This window comes from Actinoplanes sp. M2I2, assembly GCF_023544445.1.
Classification (GTDB): Bacteria; Actinomycetota; Actinomycetes; order Mycobacteriales; family Micromonosporaceae; genus Actinoplanes.
Genome location: NZ_JALPVJ010000029.1, coordinates 85,891 through 102,398 on the forward strand (window position 1 = coordinate 85,891; position 16,508 = coordinate 102,398).

General features: G+C 68.1%; 13 protein-coding genes. 5 read left to right on the forward strand and 8 right to left on the reverse strand.

All coding sequences use genetic code 11. The features are described 5' to 3' along the window. Positions 1 to 250: 250 nt before the first annotated feature. From HJC40_RS39770 to HJC40_RS39790, 5 genes are all read right to left on the reverse strand, one after another. The gene (locus HJC40_RS39770) at positions 251 to 2,668 is read right to left on the reverse strand and encodes a type VI secretion protein (protein WP_250008789.1); all 2,418 of its coding nucleotides are present in this window, start codon (positions 2,666 to 2,668) and stop codon (positions 251 to 253) included. 77 nt (positions 2,669 to 2,745) lie between these two features. After that, complete coding sequence (locus HJC40_RS39775; protein ID WP_374273656.1) at positions 2,746 to 4,533, reverse strand: VirB4 family type IV secretion system protein; 1,788 nt, start codon at positions 4,531 to 4,533, stop codon at positions 2,746 to 2,748. An 8-nt stretch (positions 4,534 to 4,541) separates the two neighbouring features. Then, a complete protein-coding gene (locus tag HJC40_RS39780) occupies positions 4,542 to 5,498 on the reverse strand; it encodes a PrgI family protein (protein ID WP_250008790.1) in 957 nt (318 codons plus the stop codon). Continuing rightward, positions 5,495 to 6,418 carry a hypothetical protein gene (locus tag HJC40_RS39785; RefSeq protein WP_250008791.1) on the reverse strand — a complete coding sequence of 308 codons (924 nt, stop codon included), beginning with the start codon at positions 6,416 to 6,418 and terminating at the stop codon, positions 5,495 to 5,497. The genes HJC40_RS39780 and HJC40_RS39785 overlap by 4 nt, the downstream gene beginning before the upstream one ends. A gap of 6 nt (positions 6,419 to 6,424) precedes the next feature. Beyond that, entirely contained in the window at positions 6,425 to 6,832 is a 408-nt protein-coding gene (locus HJC40_RS39790; RefSeq protein WP_250008792.1) for a pilin, read from the reverse strand. 447 nt (positions 6,833 to 7,279) lie between these two features. Between HJC40_RS39790 and HJC40_RS39795 the strand changes: the two genes are divergently transcribed. Further along, positions 7,280 to 7,663: a hypothetical protein gene (locus HJC40_RS39795; protein WP_250008793.1), complete on the forward strand. Its 384-nt coding sequence runs from the start codon at positions 7,280 to 7,282 to the stop codon at positions 7,661 to 7,663. A 351-nt stretch (positions 7,664 to 8,014) separates the two neighbouring features. Here HJC40_RS39795 and HJC40_RS39800 read toward each other — a convergent pair whose 3' ends face one another. Both HJC40_RS39800 and HJC40_RS39805 read right to left on the reverse strand, forming a co-directional pair. Further along, complete coding sequence (locus tag HJC40_RS39800) at positions 8,015 to 8,218, reverse strand: hypothetical protein (RefSeq protein ID WP_250008795.1); 204 nt, start codon at positions 8,216 to 8,218, stop codon at positions 8,015 to 8,017. 772 nt (positions 8,219 to 8,990) lie between these two features. After that, the gene (locus tag HJC40_RS39805; RefSeq protein WP_250008796.1) at positions 8,991 to 9,707 is read right to left on the reverse strand and encodes a hypothetical protein; all 717 of its coding nucleotides are present in this window, start codon (positions 9,705 to 9,707) and stop codon (positions 8,991 to 8,993) included. A gap of 312 nt (positions 9,708 to 10,019) precedes the next feature. Here HJC40_RS39805 and HJC40_RS39810 point away from each other — a divergent pair, with 312 nt between their 5' ends. Both HJC40_RS39810 and HJC40_RS39815 read left to right on the forward strand, forming a co-directional pair. Further along, positions 10,020 to 10,691: a DUF6308 family protein gene (locus tag HJC40_RS39810; protein WP_250008797.1), complete on the forward strand. Its 672-nt coding sequence runs from the start codon at positions 10,020 to 10,022 to the stop codon at positions 10,689 to 10,691. Positions 10,692 to 10,862: 171 nt separating this feature from the next. Further along, positions 10,863 to 11,570 carry a hypothetical protein gene (locus HJC40_RS39815; protein ID WP_250008798.1) on the forward strand — a complete coding sequence of 236 codons (708 nt, stop codon included), beginning with the start codon at positions 10,863 to 10,865 and terminating at the stop codon, positions 11,568 to 11,570. Between the two features lie 1,329 nt (positions 11,571 to 12,899). Here HJC40_RS39815 and HJC40_RS39820 read toward each other — a convergent pair. Next, positions 12,900 to 13,763, reverse strand: coding sequence for a hypothetical protein (locus tag HJC40_RS39820; protein ID WP_250008799.1), 864 nt, complete (start codon positions 13,761 to 13,763; stop codon positions 12,900 to 12,902). A gap of 513 nt (positions 13,764 to 14,276) precedes the next feature. On the opposite strand from HJC40_RS39820, the gene HJC40_RS39825 reads away from it, so the two are divergent. Next, positions 14,277 to 15,176, forward strand: a complete 900-nt coding sequence (locus HJC40_RS39825; protein ID WP_374273657.1) for a hypothetical protein — start codon at positions 14,277 to 14,279, stop codon at positions 15,174 to 15,176. Then, positions 15,169 to 16,122 (forward strand): DNA methyltransferase, encoded by a 954-nt coding sequence (locus tag HJC40_RS39830; RefSeq protein ID WP_250008802.1) that lies wholly within the window; start codon positions 15,169 to 15,171, stop codon positions 16,120 to 16,122. Before HJC40_RS39825 ends, HJC40_RS39830 begins: the two co-directional genes overlap by 8 nt. The last annotated feature ends 386 nt before the right edge of the window (positions 16,123 to 16,508 follow it).

Below are 16,508 nucleotides of genomic sequence, written 5' to 3' on the forward strand. Positions count from 1 at the left end.
TCGTCCCTCCGTTGGAGGGGTGTCGCAGTGCGCGCGGCACCGCCGGTGCGGTCCGCACCGGCGATGTCCTGCGAAAACCGGCACCCCGGCCGGTTCTGTCACCGGGTCGCAAGTGCTCGGTGGTGAAGGGCTGGTGAAGCCCTCCCGGAAGGCACAGCACTCCGCCTCTGACCAGCACTGACAGATTTCTGGCGAACTGTCAGCAACAGTTCCGGCGGTCTTGCGCGGCCGCGGTGGGTGGCGAGGGAGTTCAGGTGCCCGCCGTCCCGCCGGTCTTGCCGCGTCGCGGGTGACCGGAGAACTGGTCGACGAGTTCGTCGATCGCGCTGGTTTCCTGCCGCGGTACCCGGGCTGCGGCGGCGTGCCGGATCACGCCCGCCTGCCCGACCACGGGTTTCGCCGGGCGGGTCTTGAAGGTGAACGCCGGTATCTGCCGGCCGTCGACGATCAGCCGGGCCACCGCGGTGTAGGCGTCCAGGTGCGTCAAGTCGTGTTCGTCGAGTTCGGGCAGGGTGTGCCGGGCCAGGACGCGGGCGTCCTCCGGCGCTGAACTGAAGTAGATCTTGTTGCGGGCGTTCGCGGACACCGCGGCCAGCAGGTCCTTCGGGAACTGGGCGAGGTCCTGGTGTGACAGGACCATGGACAGCCGGTATTTGCGGGCCTCGGCCAGCATGCTGTCCAGGCTGCTGGCCAGGGTCAGGAAGTTCTGCGCCTCGTCGATGATCAGCGTGGCGTCGCGGCGCTTGTCCGGGGCCACCGTCGCCCGGGCGGTGGCGGCCTGCCACACCTGGGCCAGGATCAGCGAGCCGAGCAGTTTGCTGGTGTCCTCACCCAGTTGCCCTTTCGGGATGCGCACCAGCAGGGCACCTCCGTCGAGGATCTGGCCCATGTCGAAACTGGAGCGCGGGTAACGCATGGTGCGTTTGACGAAGTCGCGCAGCAGGAACGACCGCAGCCGGGCCAGGACGGGGCCGATGACCTGCGAGCGCAGCGCCGGGGTTTGCATGTCGTACCACTGCCAGAACCCGGACAGCCCGGCCGGGTCGTCCAGGCCGACGGTCATCGCCGAGCGGAACTGGGCGCTGTTGAGCAGCGGCGGGATGTGCTGCAAGGTGACGTTGCCGTGCCGCAGCAGGGTGAGGCAGGAAACCCGCATGACGTCGTCCATCCGCGGCCCCCACGCCTTGGCGAAAATGTTGCTGAAAATCGACACGATGTTGTCGACGACCAGGTCCGGGTCGTGGCCCTCGAGCGGGTTGATGGTGGGCGGGTTGTCCTGGTCGGGGTCGAACAGCACCACCCGCCCGGCGACCGAGGCGGGTAGCCGGTCGAGGACGTCGAGGACCAGGTCGCCGTGCGGGTCGATCACCACGGTGCCGCGCCCGGCGATGATGTCGTCGACGGCCATGTTGACCAGCAGGGTGGTCTTGCCGGATCCGGTGGAGCCGACCACGTGCAGCTGATAGCGGGAGTCGGTCACGGCGAGGGCGACCGGGTGCCCGCCGACCTCGGCGTCGCCGAGCACTTTCGTGCCGCGCCCACCGGTGGGTACGGCCACCGGTGCGGGCATCGACTTGGCCCGCGCCCGGTCCAGGCCGGCGACGGCCAGGTCGCGGGGGAGCGCGGCCAGGACGGCGAGTTCCGGGGTGCCGGCCAGGAACCCGGCCCCCAACCGGCGGTGCGCGGCCACGGCCACCGGGTGCGGCATCCGCACCCGGTGCCCGAGCCGGTTGCGGCCGGCGTAGACGGCGTAGGAGGAGGCGATGGTGTCGGCCACCCCGCGCAGCCGATCGGTGGTGTGGTGGCCGCCGCGCTGGTTGTCCTTGGCGACGACGTAGCGGATCCCGATTGTCCACAGGCTGTGGACAGTCTTGTCGAGGATCGCCCGGACGTCCCGCTCGACGCCGGGATCGCGCCGCCCGGCGGCCGGGCCGCGCGTTGTGGTGCGCCCGGTGCTACCGCCGGGCAGGAAGATTTGCAGGAGCCCGAGCAGCGGCGCGACCGGGTTGATGGCCGGCAGGGCGGTCTTGTTGTCGCGCAGCCGGGTGGCGGCCCGCCGGGCCCGGGCTACCCGCCGTGGTGGGGCGGGCCGGGCCAGGATCTGCACGCAGGCGTACTCGTCGTTCTTCAGCTGCGCGCCGGCGGACATCAGCGCCCGCAGCGGGTCGTTGTCGTGCTCGGTCTGCCACGGCAGCCATTCCGCGGCCTGCGGCAGCAGCTGCCCACCGGTCGCCGCCGGCACCCCGACAGGAATCGGAGGCTTCGCGGGCGCGGTGGTGCAGGCGGCGCCGGGCCACGCACCGCGGACGGCGGCCTCAACCGCATTGTGCGGGACGGTGCCGGGCACCCACACGGAGATGATCAGCTGCCGGCCGGTCCAGGCGTACTGCCAGACGACGTGCGGGCTGCCGTAGAGCAGCCGCCGCCACCGGGCCGGGGTCAGCGTGCCGTGCAGGTTCGCCCACAACGCGGCCGCCGACGACACATCAACCTCCGGTGGCGGGGCGACCGTGACCAGCCGGGCACCCTCGGCGTGCCGGCGATGCCGCCACCCCGCCAGCACAGTGCGCCCGCCCACGTAGGCCACCACCAGGACGGCGGCGACGCCGAGCAGCCACGGCCGCTGCCCCACCCACACGGCGGCGGTCACCACCCACTGCCCCGGCACACCCGCAACGAGATCGGCGCCCGGTCCATGCGGACCGGGCGCCGAGGCAGGCAGGCCGAACAGAATCGGCGGCGGGCTCACAGGTCCGGCTCCTCGGCCAGGCCGGCCAACTCGGCCGGTGTCGTCGTGGCCAGGGCGTGCTCGGCCTGGGAGGCGATCGCTTCGAACGCGGTCCGGTTGCTGCCGCAGACCAGCAGCCCGTGACCGACCCGGGCTCCGAGCAGCATCCGCCGTTCCCCGCCGGTGAGCCCGAACGCGTCCGCGACCTGGTCGATGGCCTGCGGGGCCTGCTTGAGCAGCACCTGGGTGGCGGCGTTACTGACCACAGCCCGCCCCAGGTCGGTGCCGAGCACGTCCGTGACGTCCTGGGTGATCACCGACAGGCCCGCGTTGCGTTTGCGGGCCGCCTTGCTCATCTTGAACAGGAACTTCGCGCCTTCGCCGTCGCGCATCAGCAGCCACGCCTCGTCCACTACGACCAGCCGTTTCACCCCCATCCCGGCGGCAGGGGTGTCGACGCTGCGCCAGATCGCGTCCAGGGCGAGCAGCTGCCCGACGGTGCGCAACTCCTCAGGCAGCTGCCGCAGCGACCACACCACCAGGTGCCCGTCCGGGCGGGTGGTGGTCGCCGCGTCGAACAGCCCGGAGAACGAGCCGTGCACCCACGGCGCCAGCCGGGCAGCAAGCCGACCCCCATGCTCATCCTCATCGGCGTTCAGGACGGCGGTCAGGTCCTTGAGTAGCGGGGCGGGACGGTGGTGGGTGCCCGGGTCGGCGGTGATCCCGGCCTGCCGGTAGACGAACAGGATCGCCCGGTCCAAGGCGGCCCGCTCCGCCGGCGGGGGCGTCTCGGCCAGCAGCACACTGATCAAGGTGTGCAGGAACAACCCGCGCCGGGTCAGCACGTCCGCCCGGGTGTCACCGGCCGGCAGATCCAACGGGTTGATCTTCACCCCGGCCGCGCCGAGCCGCAGGACGGTGCCACCTACGGCGTCGGCCAGGCGCAGGTACTCGTCTTCGGGGTCGACGACGGCGACCTGCACCCCCTGGTACAGGTTGCGGAGCACGTCGAGTTTGACGAAGTAGCTTTTCCCCGCCCCCGAGCGGGCCAGGACTATCGAGTTGTAGTTCTCCTGAGCCCACCGGTCCCACCACACGATCCCGTGGGAGTCCGGGTTGATGCCATAAAGGACGCCGCCGGTCGGGGCCGGGTCGCCGGGCAGCGGCGCCGGCAGATCCGCCGAGGCCAACGGAAAACTCGCCGCCAGCGCTTGGGTGTCCATGATCCGGCGCATCTGCAGACCGTCGGTGGCCAACGGCAAGGTGGTGGTCCACCCGGACAGGTGCCGCCACGTCGCCGGCTGCACCTCGATCAGCGTCGACGCCGCAGCCGTTCTCACCTGCAGGCAGGCGTCGGCCAGCTCGGCCTCGGTGCGGGCGTGCACGGTCAGATACAACCCGACCCGGAACAGTTTCGCCGCACCCCGGGCAAGCCGTTCGGCCAGGTCCGCGGCATCCTCGGCCGCGGCCTGCACGTACGGGTCGGCGAGTTTGCCGTGGCCCGCGTCGGCGCGCCGCGACGACTCGAACCGAGCCCGCTGCTTGCGCAGCCGGTCAGCGGCGACCGGGGCGGGGATCGGGTCGATGTGCAGGGCCAGATCCAGCCGGCCCGGCCACGACAGCAGCGGCTCGAGCCAGGCCGGGCCGACCTCGGCCGGATACCCGGTGACCACCAGCGTGGCGGCGTAGCCGTCCCCGACCCGCACATGGCGGGCGGTGACCTCCACCGACGCCGGCGCCGTAGTGGCGGCCAGCGCCGTGAACGAATGACCCGGTGACGTCGTAGGCGGGTGGCGCTTACGGATGAGGGCTTTCACGTGGGGCTCCTGAAGGTGATGGGTGCGGGGCCGGTGATGACGGTGTCAGGGGCGGCCAGCCCGCCACGCCGCGGCGCCCGGTAGGGGTCGGCTGCCGCCGCCAGGGCCGCGGTGGCGGCGTGCCCGTCCAGAACACGGGTGGTGACACCCAGCCCGGACAGCGCCCGGACGGTGCCGTCCGCGCGGCGCCGGGCGGCGTGCTCCCCGCGCTCGCCGCCGCTGGTGCGGGTGACGATCAGGACCTGCCGGCGCAGCGGATCGCGGCGCTCGGCCAGCTCTTCGAGGAACCGGGCGTGATCGCCGGCTGCGGCCGCCAGCGCGGGGTGCGGCATTCCGGCGGCAGCTGCAGCCAGGGTGCTCGCGTGTGAGCGCAGGTCGACCGGCTGCGCGGACACCACGATCTGCGTCGGCGTGGACAGCGAGTTCAGCCACCGGCCGAACGTGGCGATCGCAGCGGCCTGCTCATCGGCGGTCCGCAACGCCAGGTTCACACTGCTCGCCGCGACGATCGCCGCCGTACTCCCGGCCAGGGTGATCTCCCCGGCGTCGCTGATGCGCTCGGCCGGCAACGTCAACGGGGCCGGCAGGGAAACCCGCGACGACGGGGCCTGCACCCAGTCGGGGATCTCGGCGGTGGTGTCGGTGGTCGACAACGCCCGCGGCGATCGGGCGTGGCGCACCGCGGACAGCAGCCACACATCCAGGGCCAGGCCGTCGCGGCGGCCGACGACGAGCCCGAAGACCAGACCGCCGGCGATGACCGCCGCGCCGAGCAGCACCGGCCCGGGCACCCGCGTGTGCAATCCGTTCCAACCGGCATAGCCGGCCAGGGCGGCGACGGCGAGGATGGCCAGCTGCCGGAACGTCAACCCGTACAACACCTTGTCGGGGGCGTCGACGTCGGCCGGCATCCGCGCCCGCACCAGCTCACCCTCACCGCCAGGCGAGCTCATCGGGTCGCCGCCCGCAGGCCGGGCACCCGCAGCCCCCGGGTGAGCTGCTGCACGACGACCACCCGCACCGCCGCGCCGAGCACATTGCCGCCCCGGCCGGCCGTGCTGGTGTACCGGTGGATCACCGTGGGCACCTTGACGGTGAGCCACAGCATCACCATCACGACGAACAGGTTCAGCACCCCACCCGGTTCCGCGGTGGGCAAGCCGAGCTGCGGCACCATCGCGGCCGGGTCGAGCAGTATCCACTGAGCGGCGAACAACACCGCACCCTGGCAGACCGGCACCGCGAGCACACCCAGATAGGTGCGCCACCACAGCCGGGCGACCGGGTCGGTCTGTGGCAGCGCATGCAACATCAGCGCCAACGGTGCACCCGCGGTCAGCACCAGCAGCAGCGTGAACCGGACGATCACCGAACACGCCGTCGCGGCCAACAAGACCAGGATGATCGACAGGCAGACCACGAACAGCAGCCCCCCGCTGACCTCCCGGCCGGCCGACAGATGCGCCTTGATGGCCTCCACCGACCGGGCCCGGTCAAGGTCCTGATCGGTCAAGGCCGCGGTCACCGCGTTCGCGAAGCCGATCAAATTTGAGGCGATCAACTGGGAAAAATGTGCGGCGACGAACCCGACCACGCAACGCGGCAGCAGGTCCTTGATCTCGTAGCGGATGTTCTCGTTGCTGCCGGCAACCATGGTGAGCACACCGGCGGCCATAAAGACCAGCACGAAGACGGTGTCGACGACCCACACCGCCCGCCCGGTCAGCGCCTGCACCTGCGGCAAAGCGGTGACATCCGGGCTGACCAAAAGCACATCGGTGATGACCCCGATCAGCGCGCCCAGAGTGTCCACCAGCAACCCGGCGAACCAGTCCAGGACCGCGTCAAGCCAGAGCGACGGAAACGGGTTCATGACCGCTCACCCCCCGACGATCTGACGGACCACCTGCAAGATCACCGGGGCGAGGACGCCGAGGGCAGCGCCGTACGCGGCGTTGCGGAACGCCTCATTGCTCTTCTCGACCCGACCGGGATCCCCACCGGCGGTCGTCCGGTACATGGCACCGAGCAGCGCGAACAGCCCGGCCAGCGACCAGAGAATCCCCATCAGCCAGACCTGAAGGTTCGTGATCACCTGCGGCAGCGAATTCGCCGCCAGGACAACGGCGCCGCCCGGGCCGGCAAAGGCGGCGTCCGGGAACAGCAAAATCAGCACGGCCGCGGTAACGGGCACGCTGCAGCGGCCGAGCCGGCGGGCTGCCATGCGAGGCGGTGGGGAGAACGGGACGGTCAGGGCACGCATACGTGCCCACTCGAAACGGAACATGGCGGGGGTTCACCTCCCGCCGCGCACCGCCCCGAAAGGCGGTGCGCGGCGATGCTCAATACAGCGGTTAGGGAAACCGCCGCCGAACGGGAGGGCAAGGCGTTACGACACGAGCCGAACGAGGGCCTCGGGAGGAGCTCGTCCTCCCTGTTCGGGTTTGCCAGATGAGGTGTCAGCGCATCATGACGCGGCACCCAAGGCCCCGGCTCGCGCCGGCCCTGCTCTCGGGCCCAGCAACGGGACGAAACCGCGACTTCGGCGCTATCGGATGGCGTCGCAGCGGTTTCGCACCCTCAAACCGGGCTTTGTCAGTCCGGGTGAACACCTATCGCTCTGACACGCGTCTGACACAGCCGCACGACGGTACCCAGAGCACGGGCGTTATCAGGCTTGCCGACATGGACGGCGAGCTAGATCGCGGTGCGTCAGTGCACGGATCATGGGCGTATGCCGTTCCGTCCGCCGCCCGGCCACGCTGACCCTGATTCCCGATTCGACCCTTATCGTGAGCGTGCCGGCGCGCTCACGAATCAGGGCGAGCCGTTCGGCGTTGTCTACCTGCGCTTCGGCACATGCCGGTGGCAACTCGGTGGTCACCTCTGGTGGCGTCGCTGGTCAGAGCCACACGAGCAGGTGACCGGCTACCTCGCCCTCAACCACGGCGGATTCGACGACTTCGTGGACGACGCGGACATCGTGGTGGACGAGCTGGGGGACTGGGATCGCGGCGTGTTTCCCTACCGCGGCCTGCTCCTCACCGTCGAGTGGCTCGATGGCGAGGTCTCCCGCCGAGCACGTTCGGAGACTTTCGGACTTGACGCGAGTCACTAACCCGAGGGGCGGTCGACCAGCGACCAGCACGCGGATCGCGGCAGGTCCGGGTGCTTCGTCGACGTTAGGCCGGTTCCCGTACGCCACCCTCCTCGCCGTCATCAGGCAGCGGCTCGACTGGGGCATCCGGCAACTCATCCCGCGTATCCGGCAATAACTCGCCTGCGTCATCCGGCGCGGGCTCGCCAGGATCGATCGGTGGATACTCATCAGGGTCCAGATCCGGCAACGACATGCGACCATCATCGGCTAAACAAACTTCAACTGCTTCTCGGCACACCACCGGAGGCCGCAGGCGCCTCACGACGCCGCCACTCACGACGCCGCTCCCTCGACGGCAGATCCGTACCTTCAGAGCTCGTCGGCTGCGAGTCGTAGACAGTTCCATTGAGGGTCGAAGCGGATCAGGCCACGGTCTGCCGCCATGCGAGCGGCGGCCGCTGAGACGCCCTCAGCCATGCTGTACCGCGCGGCGAAGCAAATTGTCTGTCCGCTGGCATTGCCGATCAGAAACCCGTCGGACCACGGGCTAATGCCTTCCTCGTCGTGGGTCATGTCCACCCATCGCCTCCGGCCGTTCGCCTTCCCAGACCGGCAAGTCGAAACTCATCTGCGCTTTCTCCCACCGCCAGCGCGGACCACTGCCGCAAGTCTCGGCTGGCACGAGCGTGCATGCGGCCGAAGGATGGCGAGTACGCACTGCGACGGAAGCCGTGGCGGGCCAGCATGCTCGCTCCGCGGCCTGACAGTGCGCGGGTAGTCGGGCCCGATCCGAGAAGGCTTCCCCCGTGCACCTCGAAGATGCCGGTGCGCAAGTGCTGCGCGAAGTGCATCTCGAGCTGACATGAACGTTGGCCCACGAGGAAGAGGCGATCGCGCCGGAAATCCGGGAGCGCGCGTCAGGTGCCCTCGGCACCTGTTGGCCCGCGAGGCCGCGCGGCTACGAGAAGGCAGGTGCCATGTCCAAGCTCCCAATGGTCCCGTGACCGACGTCCCCGTCTCGCTGAAGTCAACATGCCGTGGTGGCGGAAGCCACGCGCTGGGCACCTCGTGCACGAGGTGCCCAGCGACGCTGCCGCAGGAGCGCACCCCGCGGTACCGGTGCACGAACGATCTCCTGACACCTCGCGAACATCAAGTCGGCCGCCGAAGATGTTTTCCCAGATCACAGCCCGCCGTGAGTGCTTCGAACGTCCTCGTCTAGCGAATAACACCCGACATCAGCGCCGGGCACCAGCGGATGACGGAAGACCAGGCTGTGAGTCGCCGAGCCGCAGAGCGTGACGTTTCGCTACTAGCCAGCGCGCACGATCGGCGGCATGAGCGGTCACCCCTTAGGTACACCGAGCGGACGGAAGAGAGGCTCGCGGGCCCACGCCTGAATCAATTCGCGGTCCGGGTCCGCGACCGAATCAAGGTGCGGCCCGTCCGGGCTGGCATCCGGCCACAACTGGGCAAACCAGCCAGCTTCGTCGAGGGCATCCCAGTGCCCCCGGATGAACGCGACAAGCTCGGACCTGCGGGACGGGTCAGCGAGATGCTGGGCCAAGTACGCGAGGGCGAAGGCGACCTCGGACTGTCCGTGTGCCCGACGCTTTCGTCGCAGCACCGACCGTAGATAGTCGAAGACCTGCTTCCAAGCGTCGTTGTTGCCGGCACCGGCGCCGGCGAGGCCGATCACCGCGTAGTCCTTCACCGCAGCGTCAGACCCGGCCAGACCGGCGAGCAGATCCGGCGTGGCCTGGGTGCCCAGCCTCATCGTCAAAGCGAGGAGGGATGCGCAGCGTAAGTCCCTACTACCGCGGCCGGACACGCGGGTCGCCCGCCGAAGGGCGTCGTCCCCGACGGCTCCCGTGAGGTCGCCCAAGTGACCGGCTATGACCACCTTGTCGAAGTCGAGGTCGGCCGACTCATCGAGCATCTGCGCGAGCAGCTGATCTGCATGAGGATCGATGTAGGCGTCCCGGATCGCCTCCGCGCGGCGTGCGCTCCGCCGACTTTTGAACGCAGTAAAGATGGTTTCGTGGTCGCACTCGTCGCTCACGCACGCAGCATGCCCGACGCCACGTCGCCTCGCACTCACATCGGCCAGATCCGGACGTCGCCGTTGCCTACGAATACCAACCCGTGTAGTTGGTGATCTCTCGGTGAGGGTACGGCTCACCCATCAATTCGACGCTGGATCAGAGTGGGTCCCAAACTGACGCCCGATGAAATCCGCGTGCAGATACCGAGTCCCGAACTCCCGCCCAAACGGGTCGCTACTCGCGCTCAGAGTCAGCCGAGCTTTCATCGCGGCAGATCCGTACGTCGGCGCGATGGGATACTCGCGGCCCGCGGCCGTTAGCATGCGGCGATGGTAGACAAGCTGATCGACATCGTTGGCCGCGAAGGCGTAGGCCACCTGATTGCGTATTTCACCCCGGGGGCATCCACCGGGCAATGGTTCGAGACCTTCACCGGCGGCGGCGATCGCGCCGAGACCCGTGACCGAATAACTGCGGAGGATCTGTACGCGGTGGAAGCACTGAGCGTGCAGGCTCCTTTTCCTGTCGGCAGAGAGCTGATCGAGGGACAACTTGGCCGCGACGTCGGCGCACATCTGCGCGAGATTCCCACGCACGTCGAGCTGGGCGAACATGGTGGTGCCGAGTTGGTCACCGACGACGGGCATGCAAGTCAAGCATGGCGTCTGTTGAATAACCGGAACGAAAAGACCGGCATCGGGTGGGTTATCGCAGGAAAGATCCTCGCTCGCAAGCGGCCGAAGCTTCTCCCGGTGTACGACACGGTCATCAGGTGCCAATTCGGAGCCCCGCAACAGGTCTGGGTGAAGCTTCACGGCAGGCTTGCCGAGAACGACGGCGCTCTTCGAACCGTGCTCGCTGCGGCCCGCACGACCGCCGGCGTGGACGACAGAGTTAGCGTCCTGCGGGCCCTTGATGTCATCCTCTGGCGACGACACGTGGCCGAACACCGGCAATACAACCCGACGGCATGCCCGGGGCGAGGAACCGTCGAGCTCTGATCAGCCCAGGTGTGCCCACCTGATCCGGACCCCTGGCCATCACAAAGCGTGGCCGTCCGCTGCTGGCGGCCGCACTGTCAGCGCAAATCAGTGAGTCGCACGGAGGCATAAAATCGGCATAGCACCGCAGCGGTATATGTATAGAGCGCAGCAGGACCGTAGGTTCGACTTGTGACTAGACCCGTTTTCTACCCGCGGCCGGAAGTGGTGGGCGACACGCTTAACGTCGATCCAGCACTTGCCAGCTGGGACAAGGCCGGCTCACCCGGCCAGGTTCGTTCCGTCGCCTTCATCGCCGAGGTACACACCGTTGTCGCCAAGCAGTTGGTCGCGACACCTGATCCTCTCGCGTTACGGCTCGACATCGGCCTCCCGGACGATATGCCTCTGCTCGCATACCACGACCTGGACAACTACCTCTTTCCCTTGGTCCCGAGGCTCACGGCAGGTACCGGGCGCCAATTTGTCTCGGTGTGGGCAACCAAGCGGCATGCGCCGAGTTCCGCCGTCGCAGTATGCCGAACCCAGGCGATTAGCGACCCTGGCGGGACGTACTCGTTCGACGTGAGCACGACGGCCGCCGCCGACAGCACCGCCTTCAAGGAACAGATCCGAGACCAGACCAGCGCGGGCCGCCCCCTGCCTGATGGCGGTGTCAGCCTGCACCTCGCGTTCGTCGTCGGGCCCCGCCGCGTCTGGCCGAACCTGTGGAAGGCCACGATCGACTCCCTCGCTTCCGTGCTCGGCCGCGACGCCGAAGCCGGGCCGTGGAATGTACGCGACGGTCGCATAACAGAACTCGGGTTGCACTGCGTCGTCAACCCGGAAGCAGGCAATCGCGTGATCACTGCGATCCGAGCCAGCACGGCGGACCGGTAGGCAACGTCGTCACAGGTGAATGCGACGCGACGAGCTATACAGCGATCGCAAGATCGGTCCAAGCCCCTGATGCGGCCGGGCGGCCGTCAGCCGGCACCGAGCGTTATCCGCGGCATGAGAGCACGCTCGTTAAGTAAACACACAGAACGGGGTCTAGAATGTCACGAAGAATTGCGTCTTTTGGAACCGTGTACTAACACCTACCAGTTCGAGTACCCGCCGCGATTTGTCGAGGTGCCGTTAGGTTAATCTTCACCAAGTCGGCGTGGAAGATCTACGGTGAATAGTGCGCCGAAACGCGCCCGCCTTAAGAAACATTGCTGCAGGAGCGACTCAGTATCCCACGCTATGATCGCCGGATCTCCAATGAAGCAATCCAAAGCGTTTACCATGAAGTCATCGAGGCGCTTCGTTCCTAGTTCAATCGGCGGGGACCTCCTAGGTCGAGCATATAGCTCGAGTATAGGCTTGGCCCCTACTACCGCGACTGGGTGACTTCCATAGATCCAGACGAATGATGTCGGCGTCGCATTCAACATGTCCCTACACTGGGTCGCCAGTAGCTTAGGAGGAGTGGTGAGAGCTACGACGCCGCTCTCGTCCATCAACGCATCCGGACGCCACAGCCAGTGGCTATATTCTTTTGATGCTTGGTTCGGCGGCGTGTATGTGAGCCCGGAGTATCCCGATCTCTTCGCTTGAACGAGAAACCCTTTGCGAACACGAACCTGAGGGGCCACCTCGATGTCTAAGACAGCGCACAAATCTGCACCCAGCAGCGACTCCGAAGAGTTGGCGCCTGCCGAGTCGAGTACGCGAATCTTAAGATCGACCCTCTCATCCGTGGCTTCCTCAACGAGGGACTCGAGCTGATTCGAGAGAGTCGAAGACATCGCCGGCTCTTCCGAGTCACGGTCGTCTGTAATCCGCCGAAGAAGCCTTTGCTCGGCTCGTGCGACAGACCGGGCTACTGCGGATACAGCACTACGTGACAACATTTCGCATTTATAGCATTGGAGGAACGTTTAGGCAACGCGCATGCCGAACTAAGCTCGAGTCAAGAAGGATTCTTGCCGCAGAAGCTGCCCGCAAGGGTTAATTTGCCGACGAGATCGAGTGCACTCCTTTCGGCAGATCCGCGCACTCACAGTCAGGTCGCACCATGAGCGTCTGCACGGAGGGTGAGCGGGCTCCGGAGCTATCGCTGGCACCACCGCCGATAGAGATCCACTAGTGGTGCCGATTCTCGCGAGCATCTCGGCACGCGGCGCCAGCAACGTGGTGTCGAAAGTCCGAGCATCTGGCGCCGAACTCGCGAACGAAGCCAGCTCAGACTGCAGCGTTAGCAGGCGGCGTGGCCGAGATATCACGGCGGGCTGTGCGGATGCGCTGGCGCTGCTGCGCTTGACGTCGCCATTGCTCACGCATCTGAGGTGAAGCGAACTCGGTGAGAGCGCCCTGGCTGACCGCCTCGGCGATCCGGGTGTCGATGCGTTCGATGCGCCGGCGCAGAGCGTCTACCTCGAGGCTGAGGCGGGCTGCGAGGGGTTCGATGGCGCGTCGCCCGAGCCTCAGTTCGATGTAAGGCTGTTCGTCGTCCGGGTCGATGATGCCGAGTTCCACGGCGCGGCGGATGAGCAGGTCAGGGTGGCCCCAGGGGTGTCGTGGGGTGCGGGGTCCGATGACATGCTCGAGGTTGTCGACCGGGATGGCTTCGGCGCCGTCGCGCTGCTGTAGTTCGTGGCCGGCGCGCCAGGCGGCTCGGCACAGCGAGGCGTACGGCGCGGGCCGGCTGAGGTCGACGTGGTCGCGCAGCGCCGCTAGGAAGCCGGTGAGGATTTCCGCGTCGAGGTCGTAGGCGTCGCCGGCCCAGCCGGTGTGCAGGTGGCCGGCGTAGCGGCGCAGGGCGGGTAGCGCCATCGCGGTCGCGGCAATGACCCAGGCCGGCCCGTCAAGGCGGGCCCGGCGAATCAGCTCCGCCCACACCGCGTCCCTGGCGGCGTAGGAGGTTGGGTGCTTGAGCAGCCAGGTCCGCAGCTGCGGCAAGGGGAGTGTCACGGCGGGCAGGTCGGTGCCGTCGCGGAGCGGATCCAGGTCGAGCGACAGCGGCTGCGGTCCGGTGGTCAGCGCGCGGAAGGCGGTGTCCACGGCGTTCAGCGGCGAGTTGGGCCAGTCGGCGGTGGTGGCGGTCATGTCATGGCTCCCCGGGATCGACGGTCGGCATCCGGTCGCCGGCGGCATTCGGATGCGTGTCCGGTGATTGCGCCATGACTGGCTGACACGGCTCCGACACCGCAGATCAGTGCCCGCTTCGCGGCTGAGACCGGACAGGGCGGAACTGCCGGGGACAAGGCCCTCGGGCCGAGGGGGGATGATCGCGGTTATGAGGGGGCTGGCCCCGACCGGCTCTGGCAGGGCGGCAGTGCAGGGTGCAAGGCACGGCAGACGCAGTTGGGAAGTCTCGCAGCCTTCTGACACCGCAGCAGCGGCCGGTTTGGTGGCCTACCGATTTCCTTCCGTTCGGGCGCTGACGGCCGACCGGCTGGCGGCATTGACTGCGCAGCCCGTAGGCGGGGTGCTGCCTGCGCTGTTGGAACCGTGTCAGACGGGTGTCAGAACGACAGGTGTTCGCTGGAGCCGACAGAACCCGGTTTGAGGGTGTCAGCGCATTACGGCGCGGCGCGGAGCCGACACCACATGAGCGACATGCCGCAGCACTCCTTGAACAAGCCGCATCCTGCGAAGCCGAACGTGATCGATGCGGGTCAGCAGGACCTCGTCCCGGGCAGCCCGCCGGTTCCGATCACGGTGTGGCGCAGTGCCAGGACCGAGTCCGACACCGCCGGTCAGATCGGTGCTCGCCTTGCCGCGCGGCTGGTCGCCGCGTACAGCCGTCCCGGCGAAGCCGTCGTTGATCTCACCGACGGTCACGCCCTCACCTACGTGTGCACTACGGGAGGGCGTCAGCACCACCCGGCCTGGTTCAGCGGCCCGGCCAGCCTGATCATCGGCCCGGCCACCGCAACGGACTTCTCCGCCGACAGCGTTCACGATCGCCCTGATGAAGGCGATGAGCTGCCGGAGCTGCACGCCTGGTTCGGTGATGACCTCACCGATGCGAACCTGCCATTCTCAGCCGGCCCGGCGGCGCCGGCATCGGCCGATGGAGACCTGCGGGGTATGACCAGTCTGCTGGTCGCTCGCTGGCCCCTGGACAGTAACGACGCCGCCAACCGGGTCCGCCTGGCCTGGCTGCTGACCGCCTGCGCGCAGCTGCTGCGCCCCGGCGGCTGCCTCATCCTGGTTGTCACCATCGCACCCGGCACCCGGCCGGTCCCGGAAGATTTCTCCGAGATGGTCACGGCCGCAGCCGGTGTCCGGCTGGGCTATCTGCAGCACATCGTCGCGGTCTCCGCCGACACCGACGGCGACGCCTTCATTTACCACGTCACCGACGAGGAACTGCTCGCGATGGCCGACGACTCCGGGCAGTGGCAGGCGGAACACCTGCGCGTGCATGCCGACCTGCTGGTGTTCAGCCAGATCAACCAGCCCTCGCCGCGACCCCGCCCAGGCGGGCACCGGGGCGGAGGCCGCCGTGGCTGATCACCGCTTCCCGCAGGACCCGCCCACCACGTCCGATTCCGAGACTCGCGGCCGGCAACACGGTTACGACGGGCGGCACCGCGCCGCGAGACCGGACGGTCTGTCGGTGTGGGCGACGGCCCAGTCCACCGGGCCGGTTCAACGTAAAGGCCGGTACGTGGTCGAGTCGGGCAAGCACCCGGCTCGGATGCTGCCGGCGATCGCCGCGCACGCCATCCACGCCTACACCAAGCCCGGCGATCTCGTCCTGGACCCGATGTGCGGGATCGGCACCACCCTGGTCGAGGCCATCCACGCCGGCCGCGACGCGTTCGGCGTGGAGTACGAATCCCGGTGGTCGGACGTCGCCGACGCCAACATCAAACACGCGCAGACCGGTGGGGCGACCGGCCGAGCCGCCGTGATCCGTGGCGACGCCACCACCATCCTGTCCCTCGTTCCCGCCGTCCTGACCGGGCAGGTAGCGCTCGTGGTCACCTCACCGCCGTACGGGCCGACCGTGCACGGCCTCGTCCAGCCCGGCGACGACGGCGTACAGAAGTCCGACAACACCTACAACGACGGTACTGACAAGGGCAACCTCGCCTACCGTGACCTCACCGGCCTCGTCGACGGATTCGCCCGCATCCTCGCCGGCTGCCAGACGCTGCTACGCCCCGGCGGCGTCGTGGCCGTCACTGCCCGCCCGTGGCGGAAGAACGGCCAGCTCGTCGACCTGCCCTCCGCGGTGATCGGCGCCGGGGTGCGGGCGGGTCTGACACCGGTGGATCGATGCGTGGCCCTGCTCGCAGCGGTCCGCGACGACGCGCTGATCGCACGGCCCAGCTTTTTCCAGCTCCAGGCCGTCCGTAAGGCCCGCACCGCCGGCACACCGATGCACCTCATCGCCCACGAGGACGTCCTGATCTTTCAGAAACAAAGCCTCGCGAGTGGTGCCGATGTGTGAGTAGATTTCCCGCCTGCAGGTTGTAAAGGATGCGGCACCAACCCCCGCCGGCTGCCTGCCCCAGACGGCCGCAAAGCGGCACGGCGGCCGACCTTGCCGCACGCCCGGCATGGGCCGGGCGCTGACCGCGAAGAATCGCCGGGCTCACCCGACATGGTGACATCGGGTGAGTCCCGCTCGGCAAAGGCCACGGGCGCGTTAACACATTATTAGGACATCTCAGCCGGAATGTGCCCGTCGTCGGCCCTCTGGTCCAGCGCTAGTACGGCAGCCGCCGTTCGTGAGGTGACCTCGGATCCTGCGGGAACGAGGACGGCCACCGCATGATCGTCTGTGCGTTGTGGACACAACATTCAACCTTGCGGTGGCCGAGAGCCACAGCGTAG

Coding starts and splice junctions, on each gene's coding strand:
- HJC40_RS39795 (WP_250008793.1), top strand. CDS start 7,280: ATGCCGTTCCGTCCGCCGCCCGGCCACGCTGACCCTGATTCCCGATTC.
- HJC40_RS39800 (WP_250008795.1), bottom strand. CDS start 8,218: ATGACCCACGACGAGGAAGGCATTAGCCCGTGGTCCGACGGGTTTCTG.
- HJC40_RS39820 (WP_250008799.1), bottom strand. CDS start 13,763: ATGACCGCCACCACCGCCGACTGGCCCAACTCGCCGCTGAACGCCGTG.
- HJC40_RS39780 (WP_250008790.1), bottom strand. CDS start 5,498: ATGAGCTCGCCTGGCGGTGAGGGTGAGCTGGTGCGGGCGCGGATGCCG.
- HJC40_RS39785 (WP_250008791.1), bottom strand. CDS start 6,418: ATGAACCCGTTTCCGTCGCTCTGGCTTGACGCGGTCCTGGACTGGTTC.
- HJC40_RS39810 (WP_250008797.1), top strand. CDS start 10,020: ATGGTAGACAAGCTGATCGACATCGTTGGCCGCGAAGGCGTAGGCCAC.
- HJC40_RS39825 (WP_374273657.1), top strand. CDS start 14,277: ATGCCGCAGCACTCCTTGAACAAGCCGCATCCTGCGAAGCCGAACGTG.
- HJC40_RS39790 (WP_250008792.1), bottom strand. CDS start 6,832: ATGTTCCGTTTCGAGTGGGCACGTATGCGTGCCCTGACCGTCCCGTTC.